Below are 15367 nucleotides of genomic sequence, written 5' to 3'. Positions count from 1 at the left end.
GGCCGCGGGCCCTGGTCGCTGCGCTCCCCTGGCCCTGGGCCCGCTTCGCGGGCGGCTGGCAACAGCGGGGAGGGCCGGGCGCCTTGGGGACACTCCCCTGGCCGGACCCAAAGACTCTGTCCCTGAACGCCCCTGACAGCCCGTCTACAGCCCTCTGAACTGCGGAAATCTCCCAGGGTCAGACAGATGGAGAACGGCCCCCACAACACCGTACAGCGCCCCGGCTGTTCAGGCCTGCACCCCACCCACCACCAAAACACACTCATCTGACAGTCCGTCAGCTTTCCATGGTGAATAGAGTACGTCGCTTCACTGAATTCAGAAAGGTTCCCTACGGGGTGAATACAGCCGCCTTCAATTGGGCGATATAATCATCGACTTCGGTCGGGTTATATCCCATCCTGCCGATACGGGGAAAATCGGATGGTGTCGTCAAGAGAAATGTTTTCAGTTGTTCTATATCGGCGATGGCAAGCTTCTTTACTTCGGCAACATAACGGTCGACTGCCTCCACGTAGTAGTTTCTGTTGAAGTCTGGGTGCCCGTACACGAAGCGCACAGGCACCGAGTTGAGAAGCTCACGACCTTCACGTTCTCGGCGACGCCGATCGTCTTCGGCATCGCTCTTGGCAACCTGGATGCTTGCGTCCAGGTCTCGCGACAAGACCACTACCTGTTTGTCCAGTTCTGCCACTCGGCGCAGGGCGTCCTCAAGCTTCTCCTCCAAGAGGACGACCCGGTTCAGGACCTCGACCAGCGGGTCGTCGGCAGCAGACCCTCTTTCCGCCTTCGGGCGGGCGTTGTTGGCCCGATGCCAAGCTCTGGTCCAGGCGGCCTTGTCACCTCCGCAGATGCGTACGAGCTCGTGGAGGGTCCCCTCCTGGGGAAAGCTGGTCCCTCGCGCAGCAGCCCGCACCGTGTTGGGCGCTAGGCCGGCAGCGCTCGCGACTCGATCCATGGTCTTGCCGCTGTTCAGGATCATCTCGTTGAGCGCCTGGGCCAACTGCTCAGGAGTACTCACCGTGTCCGGGCCAACCATGTCTCCCCCCTCAGAACTCCTCAATCCTGCGCAGATCGTAGAAAGTCGAGGGCCCTCCCACCTGTGGTTTCAGCAGCTCCATGCGGGATCACGGCAAGAAAGATCAGTTCTCTGCATCTTGATCCACACACCCCGTGAGATGAGCGCACAAGCATCCACACACCTCACGGAGGCGCTGATGACCTGGTCCGATCTCTGCTTCACCCTGCTCACCGGCCTTCTGGAGCAGCTCCCGTCAGCCGTGGTCATGGCCGCGGTAGCTGCGGTCATCGCGTGCCGACGACGCCAGAAGCCCAGTGCTGAGGGACAGCGCGAAGCCGCAAACAGCAACACGGAGCGGGCTGGCTGATCTCGGCCGAGTCACCGCCGTAACACCCGGCACACAGCAACGTGGGGTCGCCACCGATGTGGTGGCGACCCCGCGCAGTGGTACCCGTGAGCAGTTACTCGCCCACATTCCGGTCAGAGGTTGAGCCAACCCCCAGCCTGGGGGCGCTGGCGGGCCTTCAGGCGGCGCCAAGCGGCCACCCAGTCCTCGGTGTCTCGGATCCCACACAGCTGCACGAAGGCTATGTACCGGTCGAAGTCCGGGATCCTCTGCGTCTCCTCGGCCTTCTTGGTGTTCAGCATGTCGCTGATGGTGGAGCGGCGCAGGACACCGTTGCTGGCCTCCTGCATCGTGCGATACGACGGGCTGCCAGCCCAGATGTGCACCGCGTTCAGAGCTGCGGCAAGTTCCGCCGGCGTGGTGACCGGCGTCGGATCGGGCCTGCCGGACTGTGACGCCGGTCCGATCGCCGCGATCCGGCTGGCCTGCCGCTCAGACCGACTCGTCACGACCTCAGGAGAAATGCCCTGCCTACGGTTGATCGCAACCTTGTTAGCTTGCGTGCGCCTGTCATGCCGGATCTGTCGGCTTTCCACCTCAGAGGCTTGCAAGGTGACCAGCAGCCTGTCGAGGGTGTCTGCCGTCGGGATCCTCCGCCCTGACAGGTAGTTTGAAATCGTCGACAGGGGTACCCCGGTGCGTTCCGCGATCACCGACATCGGGAGCGGACTCCTCTCACGAAGGTCACGCAGCGCCAGCGCCAGCGCAGGCAGGGCTGGCAGGTCGGCCATCAGCACTCACCGCCGCTCGGGGCAGGGCTGAGCACCTTGCGGAGGGTGTGCACGGTCTTCTTGATGGGCTTCGCCGTCGCCTCGATGAGCACGGCGGCGAGCACGGCGCCGATGACCTCGATCGCGTGGCCGTACGCATACAGCCACAGCAGCGCAAGGACAGCGGCCATGGCCGTGAGAGCGCGGAGGGAGTTCGTGAAGCCGAACCCGCGGTGGGTACCGGCGGTGATAACGCAGCCCTGGAGAACCGGGGTGGTCGGCTGAAGAACCCAGCCGCCTCCCGGTGCGGGAAGCCAAAACATGGGAAAGCCACTCCTGACGTCGTGCTGGTAGCCCGGACGGGTGGTGCAAGAGGGGCTTCGCAGGCCCCTGCGGCCGATCGGCGACCGCTCCATGAGCATGCCTCTCTGACCGAACCGTGCACAACTGCGGTTCTCTGAGGCGGCAGTTCACCTACGGAAGGTGGAATGTCCCATTCCGGCGCTCGAGACTGACTTTGCGACAGCAGCAACCCGAGCCATCACACCTGGCCAGCCTCCGGGAGTGGCCGGAAGCGTCCGTAGAGGTGTCCGGGAGTGTCCGAAGGTGTCCGCTGTCTCTCGGCTTGCCTCGCGATAGAACCCGAGCTCAGCGGCGACTCCATCGACAGACGGCCGGGAAGGCGTCCGCGGGTGTCCGAGACCGTCCGGCTCGGATGACTTAAGTCATCGGGGGCCCGATAGTGGGGTCCATAGCCGCTCCTTAGCCCGGACGGTTTGCTGGGCCGTCTGTTCGCAGCAGATACGGCCCCCTTTTGTGACGCACATCACTGTGCTTGAAGAGCCCGCGTCTCCGGACGCGGGCTCTTCGCATTCCCCACGATCCTGTGGATCAGAGGTTCACCTCGGTGTAGTCGATGTCGGTGAACTTCACGAGCAGTCCCTGGGCGCGGGCGCCGTCGCGGGACTGCGCCACGTCGACCCTGTTGGCCAGGAGACGTGTCGTGCACCAGCTTGAACGTCTTGCCGGTGTAGGCGACGTCGTCGGCGATCGGCACCTTCTTGTCATGAAGTCGGTCGCCTCGAGGACGGGCTCCAGCATGACCGCCATCTCCAGGGTGGTGCCCACTCCGGTGTACAACTCGACGTTCACCAGGTGGATGTTCTTGTAGTCGAGCGCGTACGCCAGACCGCCCGCGTATCCAGCCAGCCCGCGGTCTCGGGCTGCGGTACTGCGTGAGCCTGCGCGTTCCGGTCGTTGTCGATCATGTCGGGGTGCTGCGGTGGGCTCGATGCGGGGCGCCACGTCCACGAGGGTGGACAGAACGTCCAAGGCCATGGACGACTCGCTACAGTGGTGGAACGTGGCATCCCAGCGTTGCAACCTGACCATGCATCCGTGCATTGTCAGTGGTCAGCAGCAGACTGGAGTCATGAGAAACGGCGGCCTCTGCCCGGCCAGCGAAGCAGGGACAGAGACCGCCGCGGGATGACCCGCACCTCGCGCCTCTTGGTGTTACAGCACCAGGGGGCGCGTCGCGTTTACCAGCGGCTGACCAGCATCTCGTACAGCCACGCCACGCTCTGGATGAACCAGTGCGCAGCGTCCCCGGCGACGCCAGCCATGAAGGCCTGGGCTACGCCAGTGAGCAGTGGAACGCGAGCAGTGCGACTCTCATCCCGGACAGGCGGTCGGCCGTTGTCCTCGAAACCGTCGGACATCGGCTTGTCGCTCTCCGGCATGGGAGCCCCCCAATCAGGACCGTCGCGCATCATCTGGATGGCCGGGGCGACGGTCCGTCAAAACCCGGCCCTCCAGAAGCTGCACAAGCCTCCGAACGGGCGAGTAGAAGCGTATCTGGCCCGGGTGACACATCCGGGGCACTGACAGGTACGGTCGTGCGTTGCACGGCCAGCGGCCAGCCGCTCAGCACCCCTGTAGGCCGCGTTCGCAGGGCCTTGCGGAAGCTGGAACGCGCTGCCATCTGGGAAAACGACTGGCAAGGAAGACCAGCCGCAAGAACCTCCCGCTGGACGAACGACGTTCCGACCTACCCGAACTTCATGCCGGTCTTGGTGCGCCCCGGGAAGGACGGTCCTCCATCAAGGTGCGCGAACGGCGTCTTGGTCACGCGGACGCCATCCCTGCTCTGGAGCTTCTTGTAGATCAGTTCGCCGGTGAACTCCGTCCTGTACAACGCACGGTCGGAGATGCAGAAGGTGGACGCGTCGTCGTACTTCCGGGCGTACCCCTTCACCTCGATGTAGTCGATGTTCGCGAACTCGACGAGGAGGCCCTGGGCCCGGGTGCCTCCATCCTTGAAGTACGTCTCTTGCAGGCCCTCGGCGGCAAGCGCCTGGAGCTGAGCTTCGGAGGCACCGGCGTCCTGGGCAGCGAGCAGCCGGCCCGCGTACTCGGGCGGAGCGGGTTCATCTGCTGGTCAGGGCCCTGACGGTGTTGGAAGGTCAGTGGCCGCAGGCCTGCTTGGGGTGGTCCAGGTAGGCCCAGGTGTCCGGACCCACTTGGCCATCGGCGTTGACGCCGCTGCAGGTCTGGACCGACTTGACCGCGGTCTCCGTACCGGAGCCGAAGTTCCCGTCGACCTCCAGGGACTGGCCGTAGTTGTTGTTGAGCAGGCACTGGATCTGCTTGACCTTGGACCCCACCATGCCCTTGGCCATGGTCTGGGTCCGGTCCCAGTTGAACTTGCAGTTCGCCACCCCGGCCGCCCCGGTCGTCGGTGCCTGAGCCGACGCCGGGGAGGTGCCCGAGGGACGGGACGGACTTGGCTTCGTGCTCGAGGGCGACGCCGGAGATGAGGGGTTCTTGGAGGAGCCCGCCCCTGGCTGACTGGCGCTGGCCACGTTGCCCGGCCCGGCCTGAGGCGTGCTCTTGGAGTCGGCCGAGGGCTCCACAGAGCTGTTGCCCGGGGTCTTGGCTTCCGGTGTGCCGGATTTGGCGGTGGTGGCTATCAGCCCGGCCGCGCCTCCGAATACCAGTGCTGCGGTGACGGCCGCAATCACGTACGCCCTCGTGCTGTTGGGCAACCCGCTCTTGCGCGTCCCCGCGCGGCTAACAGAGGGGGTACTGCTGCCCGCCGCCTGGGGCCCCGGCGCCGTGCCCTGCGCCGGCGGCGCGGCCGGAAAAGGGGTTGGAGCCGGACGGGGGGCCACGGTCGGCGCCGACGGGGCGGGTGCCGGCCTCGGGGCGGCTCCAGAGGCGGCCTCGGCCTCTTCCTTCACCTCCGGCTGTGCTGTGTCATCTGCGGCAAAGGCGGCTGGCGCAGGCTCCGGGGTGGTCTTCGCCGCAGCCGCCGCTGCAGCGACCGCCGTAGCGGCCTCAATCGGGGCGTCGTCAGTGGGAGTGTCGGCCGCCCGCTGCGGCCCGTCCGCCTCTGTCGGCTGTGCGGGTACGGGATCCGGGCGTACTGAAGTCGCGGTGGCCGCTTCCGCCGTCGCGGCCTCCCACAGGGCGAGGAGCCGTTCGGTGTCGTCCTTGGCGTACTTGCGGCAGAAGGCCTCCATCGGCTGCCGCTTGGGAAAGGCCTTGCCCTCCCCGAGGAGGAACCGGCGCCAGGACGACCGCGACCACTGCGTATGGCGCTCCAGGGTGTCGAGTGTCAGCTCGAGTTCATCCCTGATCCTGCGCACTTCCTGGCGCAGTACCTCGGTGGCGGTGGGCGCGGACGGGTCTCCGTCGCGTTCCTGACGCACGTTCCCTCCTGGGGTTGGCGGTCGGTTCCGTTCCTTTCCGCAGGTCAGAGGGGTGTGGAACGCGGGGAACGGAAGAAACATGATCAGGCTATCGGTGGAACGGTGGAACGCAGATCGTCGGTCCCGTCAGCCCGGCCCCACAGGGCCGAAGCCCCCTCCCCACCGCACCTGATGTGCAGGTGGGAGGGACCTATCGAGGACGGAACCCATGCGTAAGAACGTCAAGAAGCTCGCCCTGCACGCCGCAGGCCTCGCCGCCGTCGCCGCCGTCGCCTTCGCCTCGCTCAGCGGCAACGGCATCGGCGCGGCGCACGCCGACACCGTTCGGGCCGGCCAGCACCTCACCAAGTCCGCCGCTGCCACCGCCGACCTCCGGGAAGGGTCCCGCGGGGAGGCCGTCAAGAACCTCCAGCGCGAACTGAACAAGCACGGCCACCGCCTGGCCGTCGATGGCATCTTCGGCCCCCTCACCAAGGCGGCCGTGAAGGACTTCCAGCGCTCCCAGCACCTCACCTCCGACGGCGTCGTCGGCCCTCAGACACGGGCCGCGCTCCAGAAGGCCAGCGGCACGGCTGGCAAGCCGCAGCCGGCCCCGGCGGCGTCCGCGCTGCGGAACAAGATCGTGTCCGTCGCCCAGGGGCAGGTCGGTGTCACCGAGGGCAGCTCGGCCTGCAACAAGTACCTCGCCGGCACCGGACAGACCTGCAAGGTCGGCTGGTGCGCGGCGTTCTCGGAGTGGACCTGGCGCCAGGCCGGGGTCAAGAGCGTGCCCGGCGACCTGACCGGACGGGGTGTCGGCTACTGGGGCAAGGAACACGGCCTGTTCCACGAGCGGGGCGGCTACACGCCCAAGCCGGGCGACCTGGTGGTCTACGGGCCGCCGGCGAAGGCGACGCCCGGCGGGCACGTCGGCGTGGTCGTCTCCGTCAACAGCGACGGCACCATCGAAACCGTCGAAGGCAACTACAGCAACAAGGTCACCCACCGCAGCCACGTCAACCCGCGTACGGCCACCGGCGGCACCAACAGCTGGCACATCTCCGGTTACGTCACCCCGCCCGGCGCCTGACCCACACCACCCCCGGGGCCGCCCCGCACGGGGCGGCCCCACCCTCTCCCGCGATACCGCCCGCACCTCTGACACAGCGGGCGGGATGCGTTCCTTTCCGCAGGTCACAGGCGTGTGGAACGCGAGGAACAGCAGGAACGCGACCGGGCTTTCGGTGGAACGGTGGAACGCCGACCGTCGGTTCCGTCAGCCCGGCTGCACCAGGCCGCACCCCCTCCCCCGCACCGTGCGGGGATCCGACCAGGACGGACACACCATGCGTAAGAACGTCAAGAAGCTCGCCCTGCACGCCGCAGGCCTCGCCGCCGTCGCCGCAGTCGCCTTCGCCTCGCTCGGCAGCAACGGCATCGGATCGGCCCACGCCGACGCCGCCAGGCCGGGCCAGCACCTCGCCTCAGCCGGCCGAGGCGCCATTGCCCTCCCCACCCTCCAGGAAGGCGCCCGCGGCGAGAACGTCAAGGACCTCCAGCGCCAGCTCAACAAGAACGGCCACCGCCTGGACGTCGACGGCATCTTCGGCCCCCGTACCAAGGCCGCCGTCCAGGATCTCCAGCGCACCCACCACCTGCCCGTCGACGGCATCGCCGGCCCCCAGACCTGGGCCGCGCTCAAGGACGCCAAGAACAGGCCCGCCCCCGCGCAGGAAAGCCCCAGGCCTGCCTCCCGCGGGTACTACCTGGAGTTCACGAAGAACCAGAAGAACCCGATGTGGTCGAAGCTGTCCCTCGTGCACGACGGCAAGGTCGTCAAGAGCTACCGGGCCGGATCCGGCATGGGAGACACCGACGAGTGCGCCAGCGGCAAGGGATGGCTGCCAAACGGGACCTACAAGGTCAAGGGTCACGAGACGAACCGCGACGGAATCGCCATCAACGGCTACGCCATCCAGCTCGAGGACAAGAACTGCACGCCCAAGCCCGGCCAGACCCCGGTCAAGCGCACCGACATGTTCATCCACAGCGAGATGCTCAGTAACGGCACCCAGGCCATCGATGTCCCCTTCAAGGACGACGACCTCTGGCGGTGGAACGGCGACATGGACTACAAGTCCTGGGGCTGCATCAAGCTCGCCCCCACCGACATCAAGGACCTCTTCGCCCACCTCGACCGCGCCCACTGGCCGACGAACCTCACCCTCCACGTCAACTGACACACCCGCCCGCAACCCCTCTGGCCCCCGGCAGCACGCTGCCGGGGGCCAGACTCGCTATGGCCGTATCTGTGAGTACGGTCCGTTTTCGCCTACGCAGCCAGGGCGACAAGGCCCCTAGGGTCTGTCAGCCCGGTCAAGGAGGGCATCCAGTTCCCCGGGCCGGGGCGGGTTGGGGGTGTGGGCACGTTTCGACAGGCCAGAAGGGAGCGAGAGCACGTCTTGCACCCGGATGCCTCGCATCCCGAACCACGCCTTGCGCAGCGGGCCGGCGCCGCGGAACTGTTCGTCGAGCTCGTAGTAGCGCACGCGGGCGTGGCGCTGCAGCTGCCGGGCGAGGCGGAGGCCTGTGGTGGGGGTCCCGTCAGGGTCGAGGCGGAGGCTGAGCTCGAAGACCATCAAGAAGATCTCGTCGCGCGGCCAGGTGGCGGCGATGGTGCGCATGAGCCGCCGGGTGGCGAAGTATCCGCCGGCGGAGCGCAGCTGGCTGCTGGTGACGTCGACCCGTTGTGAGCGTGGTGCAGCACGGGCGACGGGATCCTGGCTGCTGGCGTGCAGGGCCTGCTGTGCGCCGGCCAGGGCGGCGTCTACGTTCTGCAGGACCGCAGGGCGCGTGGCGGTGTTCTCGGCGATCAGGGTGATCAGCCGGGCACGGTCCTGTTCGAGCTCGTCGCGCAGCTGGGCCAGCTCGCGGCGCGCGGCGTCGCGGCTGTCGCGTACTGCAGCGGATTCCCGCTGTGCTGCGTCCAGGTCCTGCTCCAGGCGTGCACGCTCGCGCTGCGAGGACGTGCACACGATGAGCAGCAGAACGACGAACTTCTCGAGCTGGCGTTTGCCGGAGTCCTCCGCTTCCCGTGCCCTGGCCGCGGCGGCCTCCAGTTCCTCGCTCTTGTCGGCCAGCTCCTTTTCGACCCCGGCGAGTTCTGCTTCGAGACGGTCGCGGTCCGCCCGCGTCAGGGCAAGTTCCCCGGCCTGGGCACGAGCTGCCCTGACCTCGGGGCTGGCCACGGCAGCCTTGAGCAGACGTACGCCGTGGGCACGCTCTTCCGGCGTGATCTCCCTGTCGGGCACGCCGGCCACGCGGACCGCCTGGTTGAAGGCGTTGCAGAAGTCATGCAACGTCTCCTCCGAGGGCCGAGCATTGCCCGACAGCCACTTCGACAGCGTCTCGAACCGTTTGACAAGCGGGTTGGCCCGCATCCCGCCCGGGCCTCTGGGGCCATCTCTCTCGGTGGAGCGGAGCGAGTCCCAGATACCGCGGTTCAGGATGAGCCGGAACCAGATGAGCAGCTGCCAGTCATCCGGCGAGAACCTCTCCCGATCCGGGGCCGGGTCCTGCACACGCCAGCCCGAGATTTTCGGCAACTGCGGATACTCCTCCGCATCTGTCACTTTTGCCCTCTTCTGGTGTCTGTGTCGCCTTGCACTGCAAGAACAACCGTTGCAGCCCGCGGGCACCTCTGCCCAGCCGGGCAGAGGTGCCGATTTGCTGGAACAGCCCCGCCGGCAAGCCCGGCCGGGCGGCTCTGCCTCCAGCATGGACCGGAGCCCCAGACGGCCCGCCCCGGTTCCTGAAACCGACCTGCGGGCCCACACCTCAGAGGGACCGTCATGAACAGCAACCCGATCGACCCCCGCACAGCGATCCTCCTTCTCGCCGGAGGCTCAGCCACCTACATCGCACTGCTCCACCCGGCGATCGGCACCGCCCTGATGGTCGGGATCGCCATCGTCACCCTGCTCCACATCCTGCTGCGGCCTTGAAAAGGGGAGTCACCCAAATCTGGGTGACTCCCCTGCCGTGGATCAGTACGCGATGTCGATGTAGTCGATGTCCGTGAACTCCACCAGCAGGCCTTGGGCGCGCTGGCCGCCGTCCTTGAAGTAGACCTCCTGGAGCCCTTCGGCAGCGAGGGCCTGGAGCTCGGTTTCGGTGGCCCCGGCGTCCTGAGCGGCCAGCAGCCGGCCCGTGAACTCCGGCGGCAGGTGCTGCGTAATCCGCCGCATCCGCCCGTCGTCCGTGGTGCCCGGCGCGGCGGTGAACCCGAACCGGGCCCGGGTCTCAATGACCAACCCGGTCTGCTGTGCGGCTCTGTCCCGGGCGCGCTTGCGGACCAGGGGCTGCCACCGGCGGCGTACCTCGGTCTCCATCTTGTCCGCGAGCGCGGGCTTGGGCTGCTTGATCTGGTCTTTCACGTACCGCTCCACGGTGCGCTGTGAGACCCCCAAGAGTCCGGCCACGGCCTTGGTGGAGCCCTTGTGCTGCTTGACCAGGTAACGCATCTGCGCGCCCGCGCTGCGCGGGATCGGCCGCGTCGCGACCGCCTGCGCGGCCTGGTCCAGGCTGTCGCCGACGATGCCCACTCGGTTGTACCTCTTCCTGATCTGGAAACGCCTGAAGGCGCATCCGCGTGGATGCGCCTTCAGGTGCTCGGTCTCGCGGGGAAGCCGGGGCGCGGGGGCACAACCGCACGGGGTCCGGCTCCTATCACTTCTCTGTGTGAAGCCCTTGTCTGAGGGACGACCCACCACCGAGTGACTCTCGCGGCCCGCGAGGGCCTAGCCGCTCGCAGGCAGTCGGGCGCCTCTTGAGGGACACAACCCGAGACCTCCGTGCGCTGCTGCGCGGTTGCCTTCACTCTGGGGGCAACACCCGCGCCAGGTCAAACTTTGTGTCGGTGACCTACCCACGTTTGCACCGGGCTGGCTACGCTTCCAACCCGGGTTCTACCCACGTTAGCACCCGGGATCTACCAGCGTTTTTACCCGGAAGTACTGTATTGAAAGCAATGAAAGTCTACTAGCAAGCCACCGAGGGGACCCGGGTGAGAACGCACCAGCGGGCCGACATCAGGCCGTCAAACTTGGCCCTCAAGGCCGGGGAGAGCGCCGCCCAGCACGCGCGCAAGACAGCGCAGGTCCGGTATCGCTTCGTGGAGCGGGAAACAGCCGACGAGCCGGACCCTCCTCTGGCCCGCATGCTCCGCGGGGGCCAGGGCGGGCAAGTGCGGCTCAAGCTGTATCTGACCCTCCTGTGGATGCAGCCCGAGGACCAAGGCGTTCCCCTGGCCTTTCCGGCACGGGCGTGGGCGACGCTGTTCGACCTCCGGGACCCCGACAAGGCCGGCGCACGGCGAGTGACGGAGGCGCAGGCCTGGCTGGAGGAGAACGGCTTCATCACCGTGTCCTCGCGACCAGGGCAGGCCAATGTCGTGACCCTGCTCGACGACGCCGGCACCGGGGCGCCGTACGTCGTGCCTGGTCTCGCGGCCAACAAAGAACGCCGAGACACCGGCCGCTCCACCACACATCGATACATCCAGATCCCGCGCACTTTCTGGACCAAGGGCCACATCGCGGTGCTCTCCGGAGCAGGCGTCGCGATGTTCCTCGCCCTGCTCTGCGAAGGTGGGGCGACTCCCACGGGGCGGCCGCTCTGGTTCAGCCCCAGCGACGCGGAACGCCGGTTCGCGCTGAAGGAAGACGTACGCAGCAAAGGGCTCCGGGAGCTGGCCGCGGCCGGTCTGGTGGCAACCCGGCGGAAGCCGGTCAACCCAAGCGACTTCGACGTGCGCAGGATGCGCAACGTGCACGAGCTGAATCTGGAACGGCTCAACGAGCGAGCGGCCGTACTGGCTTCCCACCAGTGACCTGGGCTTTGGCCACGCCCAGCAGTGATACCAGCACGGCGAAGGACTCGGCGACTTCCCGTGCTGGGTGGTCATCATGATGCGCAGGACGTCGCCGGCGCGCGCACGATGGACACGAGCCGTTCGGGGGTCTCGGGGACGGCGAGACCGATCTGGGGAGCGCGGGCGGCCGGTGCCGGAGGGAAGCAATCTTGATGCGTGGTGCCAGATCAAGGTGCGTTCCTCCTCAACTCCGCAGATGCTGAGGAAGATGTGCAGGAACTCCGTGGTCGGGAGGTCCTCGCCGTGAGGACGGCGGTGAACGTCGCAGCCGAGATCTGGTAGATCCGGCCGCTGCTCTTCCGATCATTGCCGCCTTCGTCGCCTACATGCTCACCCGCCACCTCGGCGGCACCCCGCTCGCGGGGGTCGGCTTCTCCGGCGGCTCCTTCACCGCAACCCTGGCAATCGTCGTCGGCATCGAGAAGGAACTCGACCTCCTCTGACCCCCGCACACCCGCACCACTCGACACCCCACGGCGCTCGGGACCCCCTTTCAGGAGGGTCTCGAGCGCCGTTGTCCGTTTGCGGCCCTGGCAGGCCCCGCTGGGTCTGCCGGGGGGCTGATCAACTAGGGGCGATGGGTTCCCTTGCGTATGACCTGGGGGTCGTGGCTGCCCTTGCGGTTGCCTGCCTGGGGGTCGATACCGAAGGTGCCACCGGCTCCCGTGACGACGTTCAAGCCGCCGAACAGGTAGAGCTGGTCTCCCACTGCGCGGACGCTGGGCGGGGTCTGGGACTTGCCGGTGGCGTTGCGGATGGCCAGCCGCGCGGTCAGCAGGGCGTCGTGCGACATGACCGCCCAGCCACTGGCCAGGTGGCTTTTGTCGAACTCTTGTCCGTGGTGGGCGGTGGTGAACTCGGTGGCGAAGTCGAGGTACAGCGTCTGGTCGGGATTGGCGCTGTCCGCGAGCTGGCCGGGGTCGGCGAGCGGGACGTAGAGGACGGAGATGGGGGCGCCGGCGTCGTTCAGTCCCTCGATCTTGGGGCTCAGGGTGGCGGCGTCGGAGCCGGTGACCACCGTGATCGGGGTGGTGCGGCACGGGCGGTTGCGCAGCTTCTCGATGAACGTCTCCAGGTACGTCGCGCGGCCCGCGTAGAACACCACGTCGATCTTGGGGTTGCCGCACATGTTGTTGGCGATGGTGTTCAGGCTGCTGTCCTCCGCTCCCTGCTCGACGGTGAAGTTGAACGCGAGGCCTCCCGCATCAAGGTAGGGCTGCAGGCCCATATCCGGGTTGCGGACAGCCGCTTCCATGGACTGCGTGTAGAAGTCGGGCTTTCCGTCCGGGGTCTCCGGCGCGCTGACCAGGGCCCCTGCCTTCATCTCCGGATGCTTGGCCACTTCCTGGGCGAGCGCTTTGAACTGGGTGCTGACGTTGGGGGCCACCCGCACCAGGCCCGGAATCGGGTCGCCATGGTCGATCGCACCGCTCTTGTCGAAGCCATCGGCAGTGATCACGTCTCCGACCATCGGGATGTGGGCCTTGGACAGCGAGCGCGCCGCGTCGATCGACTGCTGCTGGCTCAGGCCCATCCCGGTCACCGCGACGAGCCGGTCATCCCCGCCGGTCATCGCCTTGAGCCCCTCGACGACGCCAGGCCATTCCGACTCGTCGCTGCCGATGTTGGCCAGCACCAGCCGGATCCTGGGATAAGCCTTGTCCTTGTTCGCCTCGTACTGGGCGATGAAAGCCCCCTCGACCTGATGCAGCGCGCGGTCGCCCGTCAGACTCTTGCTCCCCTTGGTCAGCGGGGCCATCAGGGCCACCGTGACGTAGCCGCCCTCCTTCACCACCGCCCGGTTCTCGGCATCGATCGCGGCCAGGACCGGCTCAAGCTCCCTGCCGAAGACACCGTGTCCGTCGCTGCCGTCGGTGATCCCCGAACACTCACCCCCCAGCACCGTGCGCAGCGCCGGATTCGTAGTGCCGCAGTGGTCGCCGTACCACCACAGGCCGCCGCCGACGGCCGGGACCACCACCGCTGTTGCGGTAAGCGTCACCAGCCAGCGCCGGGGCGCGCCCCGCAGCCGATCGCGCAGGAGCCGGGGAAACGCGGCCCAGCCGGAGGAACCGGAGGGTCCGGCGTCTTCTTCCTCGAACGCGGGCGGCATATCCCTCTCCGAGGGCGGTTCGTCCTGCGGCTCGCCCAGGGGGGCCCGGCCGTCTGCCAAGGCCTGCCACACCTTCATCCACAGGTCCCGGTCGGCTTCCTTCACCCCGCAGACTCTGAGCAGCTGCTTTACGAACTCCGGCTTCGGGAGCTTGTCCCGGGTCAGGGTCGCCCCCACCGTGCCCTTCGGAAGCGGCAGACCTCCCAGATCTGCCGCCTTGGTAGCGACCTGGTCCAGCGTCAGCCCCACGGATTTCAGGAGGCTGGTCAGCAGCCCGCGGTACTCCTGGTGGGTTTCTATCCTGTACAGCTGCTCCTGCCAGATGGCATCACCACCGGGCCCCGTCAGGTCGCTCACGCAGCACCCCCGGGCAGGGTCGCGGCGGGCTGGGAGAGCACCGCACTGATCTGGGCGGCCGCGCCGGCCGCAACCGCCACGAGTCCGAACGCGTCGAGCATGGACTGGCCGGACTTCATGAGGGCGACGACGACCACCGCCACCACCACGAAGACGACCACGCGAAGACCGCCGGATAGCGAAGCCGTCCCGCAGGACGGGCTGCCGGCAACGGACCGGCGGTGACGCCGGAAAGATCGATGAACGTGCATGAGAAGCCTCCTGGGCGACGTGGTGCCTGCCAGGCCCGAGCGGTGCTTTACCGGAGCACCGGGTTACGGGCCGTGATGGGAAGCAAGCCTGCGGTGATCGGCCAATGCCTGGCAAGCACTTGACCCCGCCGGAACGTCCAGCCGCCAAATCCGTTCCCAGCAAGGGGCGTTCCGCGCTCGTACGCTCCCGATTCCGGCGCCGGTCACACGGGTCCGACCGGTGCCACAGCCGGTCTGCGGGCGTTCCGCATACGGCACCAGCGGGGTACCGTCCAGGACGCTGGCCTGGCCATTCACCCTTCGGAACAGGGCGGAACGGCCTATCGATCTTGCTATTGGCCTCCGGCCGTGATGAGACTGAACGTGTGCAGCCGCTCTCAGGGCGGCTGCGGCCGTGAAAACCCCCGTCAAGTCCTCCTGGGCCAGGCGCGGACCCCACGGACATGAGAGGGCCTCTGTTACCGGCGGGGGCCCTCTTCCGTACACGCTCCGCAACCACCCCTGTCCTTCCGAACAAGTACCGGCCTGACTCGCCTGCGCGGCGAACAGGAGCATGCGCACCAGGTCGCCGAGGCGCGCCTGACCGGACTTGAAGAACAGGCAAGCCGCCTTGCTGAGCAGTTGGAAGAGGCGCTGGCTCGCGCGAGGACCGGAGGGAGCACGCCAGATCCTCCGGGCCCGGATCACCAAGCAGGACGAGCGCCTGCGCCAGGTCCAGGACTACGTCCACCAGGCGGAGCTCTCCCGGCAGCGCGAGCAAGCCTGTCGGCTGCATTGTTGATCGCCTGTGCCTGCACTGGAACCGGCGGGGCGTAACGACCCAACAGGGCTGATGAGACAGACTGCTTTACGTACACCGAAGTAGCCGGTCCGTCTGCGGGCCGG

At 67.4% G+C, this 15367-nt stretch carries 14 protein-coding genes and 1 pseudogene; 5 read left to right on the top strand and 10 right to left on the bottom strand.

The genetic code is table 11. The features are described from left to right. Nucleotides 1-331: 331 nt before the first annotated feature. Nucleotides 332-1039, bottom strand: a complete 708-nt coding sequence (locus ACIGFK_RS41135) for a hypothetical protein (protein ID WP_400055975.1) — start codon at nt 1037-1039, stop codon at nt 332-334. Nucleotides 1040-1178: 139 nt separating this feature from the next. Here ACIGFK_RS41135 and ACIGFK_RS41130 point away from each other — a divergent pair, with 139 nt between their 5' ends. After that, nucleotides 1179-1388 carry a hypothetical protein gene (locus ACIGFK_RS41130; RefSeq protein WP_400055974.1) on the top strand — a complete coding sequence of 70 codons (210 nt, stop codon included), beginning with the start codon at nt 1179-1181 and terminating at the stop codon, nt 1386-1388. Between the two features lie 113 nt (nt 1389-1501). On the opposite strand, the gene ACIGFK_RS41125 is transcribed toward ACIGFK_RS41130, so the two are convergent. The 5 genes and pseudogenes from ACIGFK_RS41125 to ACIGFK_RS41105 all read right to left on the bottom strand — a co-directional run bounded on the left by ACIGFK_RS41125 (nt 1502) and on the right by ACIGFK_RS41105 (nt 5850). Then, nucleotides 1502-2158 carry a helix-turn-helix domain-containing protein gene (locus ACIGFK_RS41125; RefSeq protein ID WP_400055972.1) on the bottom strand — a complete coding sequence of 219 codons (657 nt, stop codon included), beginning with the start codon at nt 2156-2158 and terminating at the stop codon, nt 1502-1504. Next, entirely contained in the window at nt 2158-2328 is a 171-nt protein-coding gene (locus ACIGFK_RS41120) for a hypothetical protein (RefSeq protein WP_400055971.1), read from the bottom strand. The genes ACIGFK_RS41125 and ACIGFK_RS41120 overlap by 1 nt, the downstream gene beginning before the upstream one ends. Nucleotides 2329-3137: 809 nt before the next feature. Further along, nucleotides 3138-3352, bottom strand: a pseudogene (locus ACIGFK_RS41115) (phosphoribosyltransferase); the annotation flags it as partial. An 835-nt stretch (nt 3353-4187) separates the two neighbouring features. Further along, complete coding sequence (locus ACIGFK_RS41110; protein WP_400055970.1) at nt 4188-4394, bottom strand: hypothetical protein; 207 nt, start codon at nt 4392-4394, stop codon at nt 4188-4190. Between the two features lie 208 nt (nt 4395-4602). Beyond that, nucleotides 4603-5850 carry a peptidoglycan-binding protein gene (locus ACIGFK_RS41105; protein ID WP_400055969.1) on the bottom strand — a complete coding sequence of 416 codons (1248 nt, stop codon included), beginning with the start codon at nt 5848-5850 and terminating at the stop codon, nt 4603-4605. Between the two features lie 208 nt (nt 5851-6058). Here ACIGFK_RS41105 and ACIGFK_RS41100 point away from each other — a divergent pair, with 208 nt between their 5' ends. Both ACIGFK_RS41100 and ACIGFK_RS41095 read left to right on the top strand, forming a co-directional pair. After that, entirely contained in the window at nt 6059-6919 is an 861-nt protein-coding gene (locus ACIGFK_RS41100) for a peptidoglycan-binding protein (RefSeq protein WP_400055968.1), read from the top strand. A 256-nt stretch (nt 6920-7175) separates the two neighbouring features. Continuing rightward, nucleotides 7176-8069: a peptidoglycan-binding protein gene (locus tag ACIGFK_RS41095; protein WP_400055967.1), complete on the top strand. Its 894-nt coding sequence runs from the start codon at nt 7176-7178 to the stop codon at nt 8067-8069. A 117-nt stretch (nt 8070-8186) separates the two neighbouring features. On the opposite strand, the gene ACIGFK_RS41090 is transcribed toward ACIGFK_RS41095, so the two are convergent. Next, complete coding sequence (locus ACIGFK_RS41090; RefSeq protein WP_400055965.1) at nt 8187-9461, bottom strand: hypothetical protein; 1275 nt, start codon at nt 9459-9461, stop codon at nt 8187-8189. A 219-nt stretch (nt 9462-9680) separates the two neighbouring features. Between ACIGFK_RS41090 and ACIGFK_RS41085 the strand changes: the two genes are divergently transcribed. Beyond that, on the top strand, nt 9681-9833 hold the full coding sequence (locus tag ACIGFK_RS41085; protein WP_400055963.1) for a hypothetical protein: 153 nt from the start codon (nt 9681-9683) through the stop codon (nt 9831-9833). 42 nt (nt 9834-9875) lie between these two features. Here ACIGFK_RS41085 and tpg read toward each other — a convergent pair whose 3' ends face one another. Then, a complete protein-coding gene (tpg, locus tag ACIGFK_RS41080) occupies nt 9876-10433 on the bottom strand; it encodes a telomere-protecting terminal protein Tpg (protein ID WP_400055962.1) in 558 nt (185 codons plus the stop codon). 500 nt (nt 10434-10933) lie between these two features. Between tpg and ACIGFK_RS41075 the strand changes: the two genes are divergently transcribed. Beyond that, entirely contained in the window at nt 10934-11719 is a 786-nt protein-coding gene (locus ACIGFK_RS41075) for a hypothetical protein (protein WP_400055960.1), read from the top strand. 610 nt (nt 11720-12329) lie between these two features. On the opposite strand, the gene ACIGFK_RS41070 is transcribed toward ACIGFK_RS41075, so the two are convergent. Both ACIGFK_RS41070 and ACIGFK_RS41065 read right to left on the bottom strand, forming a co-directional pair. Further along, nucleotides 12330-14231 (bottom strand): hypothetical protein, encoded by a 1902-nt coding sequence (locus ACIGFK_RS41070; protein ID WP_400055958.1) that lies wholly within the window; start codon nt 14229-14231, stop codon nt 12330-12332. After that, nucleotides 14228-14392, bottom strand: a complete 165-nt coding sequence (locus ACIGFK_RS41065) for a hypothetical protein (protein ID WP_400055956.1) — start codon at nt 14390-14392, stop codon at nt 14228-14230. Before ACIGFK_RS41065 ends, ACIGFK_RS41070 begins: the two co-directional genes overlap by 4 nt. Nucleotides 14393-15367: the final 975 nt, after the last annotated feature.

It is taken from the genome of Streptomyces sp. NPDC085524 (assembly GCF_044541755.1).
GTDB lineage: Bacteria > Actinomycetota > Actinomycetes > Streptomycetales > Streptomycetaceae > Streptomyces.
Note: the sequence above shows the minus strand (reverse complement) of the source record. Positions and strands in the feature narration are given on the sequence as shown.

Bases quoted from the DNA above. Each gene is read 5' to 3' on its own strand.
- ACIGFK_RS41100 (WP_400055968.1), top strand. From the start codon at position 6,059: ATGCGTAAGAACGTCAAGAAGCTCGCCCTGCACGCCGCAGGCCTCGCC.
- ACIGFK_RS41095 (WP_400055967.1), top strand. From the start codon at position 7,176: ATGCGTAAGAACGTCAAGAAGCTCGCCCTGCACGCCGCAGGCCTCGCC.
- ACIGFK_RS41130 (WP_400055974.1), top strand. From the start codon at position 1,179: ATGAGCGCACAAGCATCCACACACCTCACGGAGGCGCTGATGACCTGG.
- ACIGFK_RS41120 (WP_400055971.1), bottom strand. From the start codon at position 2,328: ATGGCCGCTGTCCTTGCGCTGCTGTGGCTGTATGCGTACGGCCACGCG.
- ACIGFK_RS41085 (WP_400055963.1), top strand. From the start codon at position 9,681: ATGAACAGCAACCCGATCGACCCCCGCACAGCGATCCTCCTTCTCGCC.
- ACIGFK_RS41135 (WP_400055975.1), bottom strand. From the start codon at position 1,039: ATGGTTGGCCCGGACACGGTGAGTACTCCTGAGCAGTTGGCCCAGGCG.
- ACIGFK_RS41125 (WP_400055972.1), bottom strand. From the start codon at position 2,158: ATGGCCGACCTGCCAGCCCTGCCTGCGCTGGCGCTGGCGCTGCGTGAC.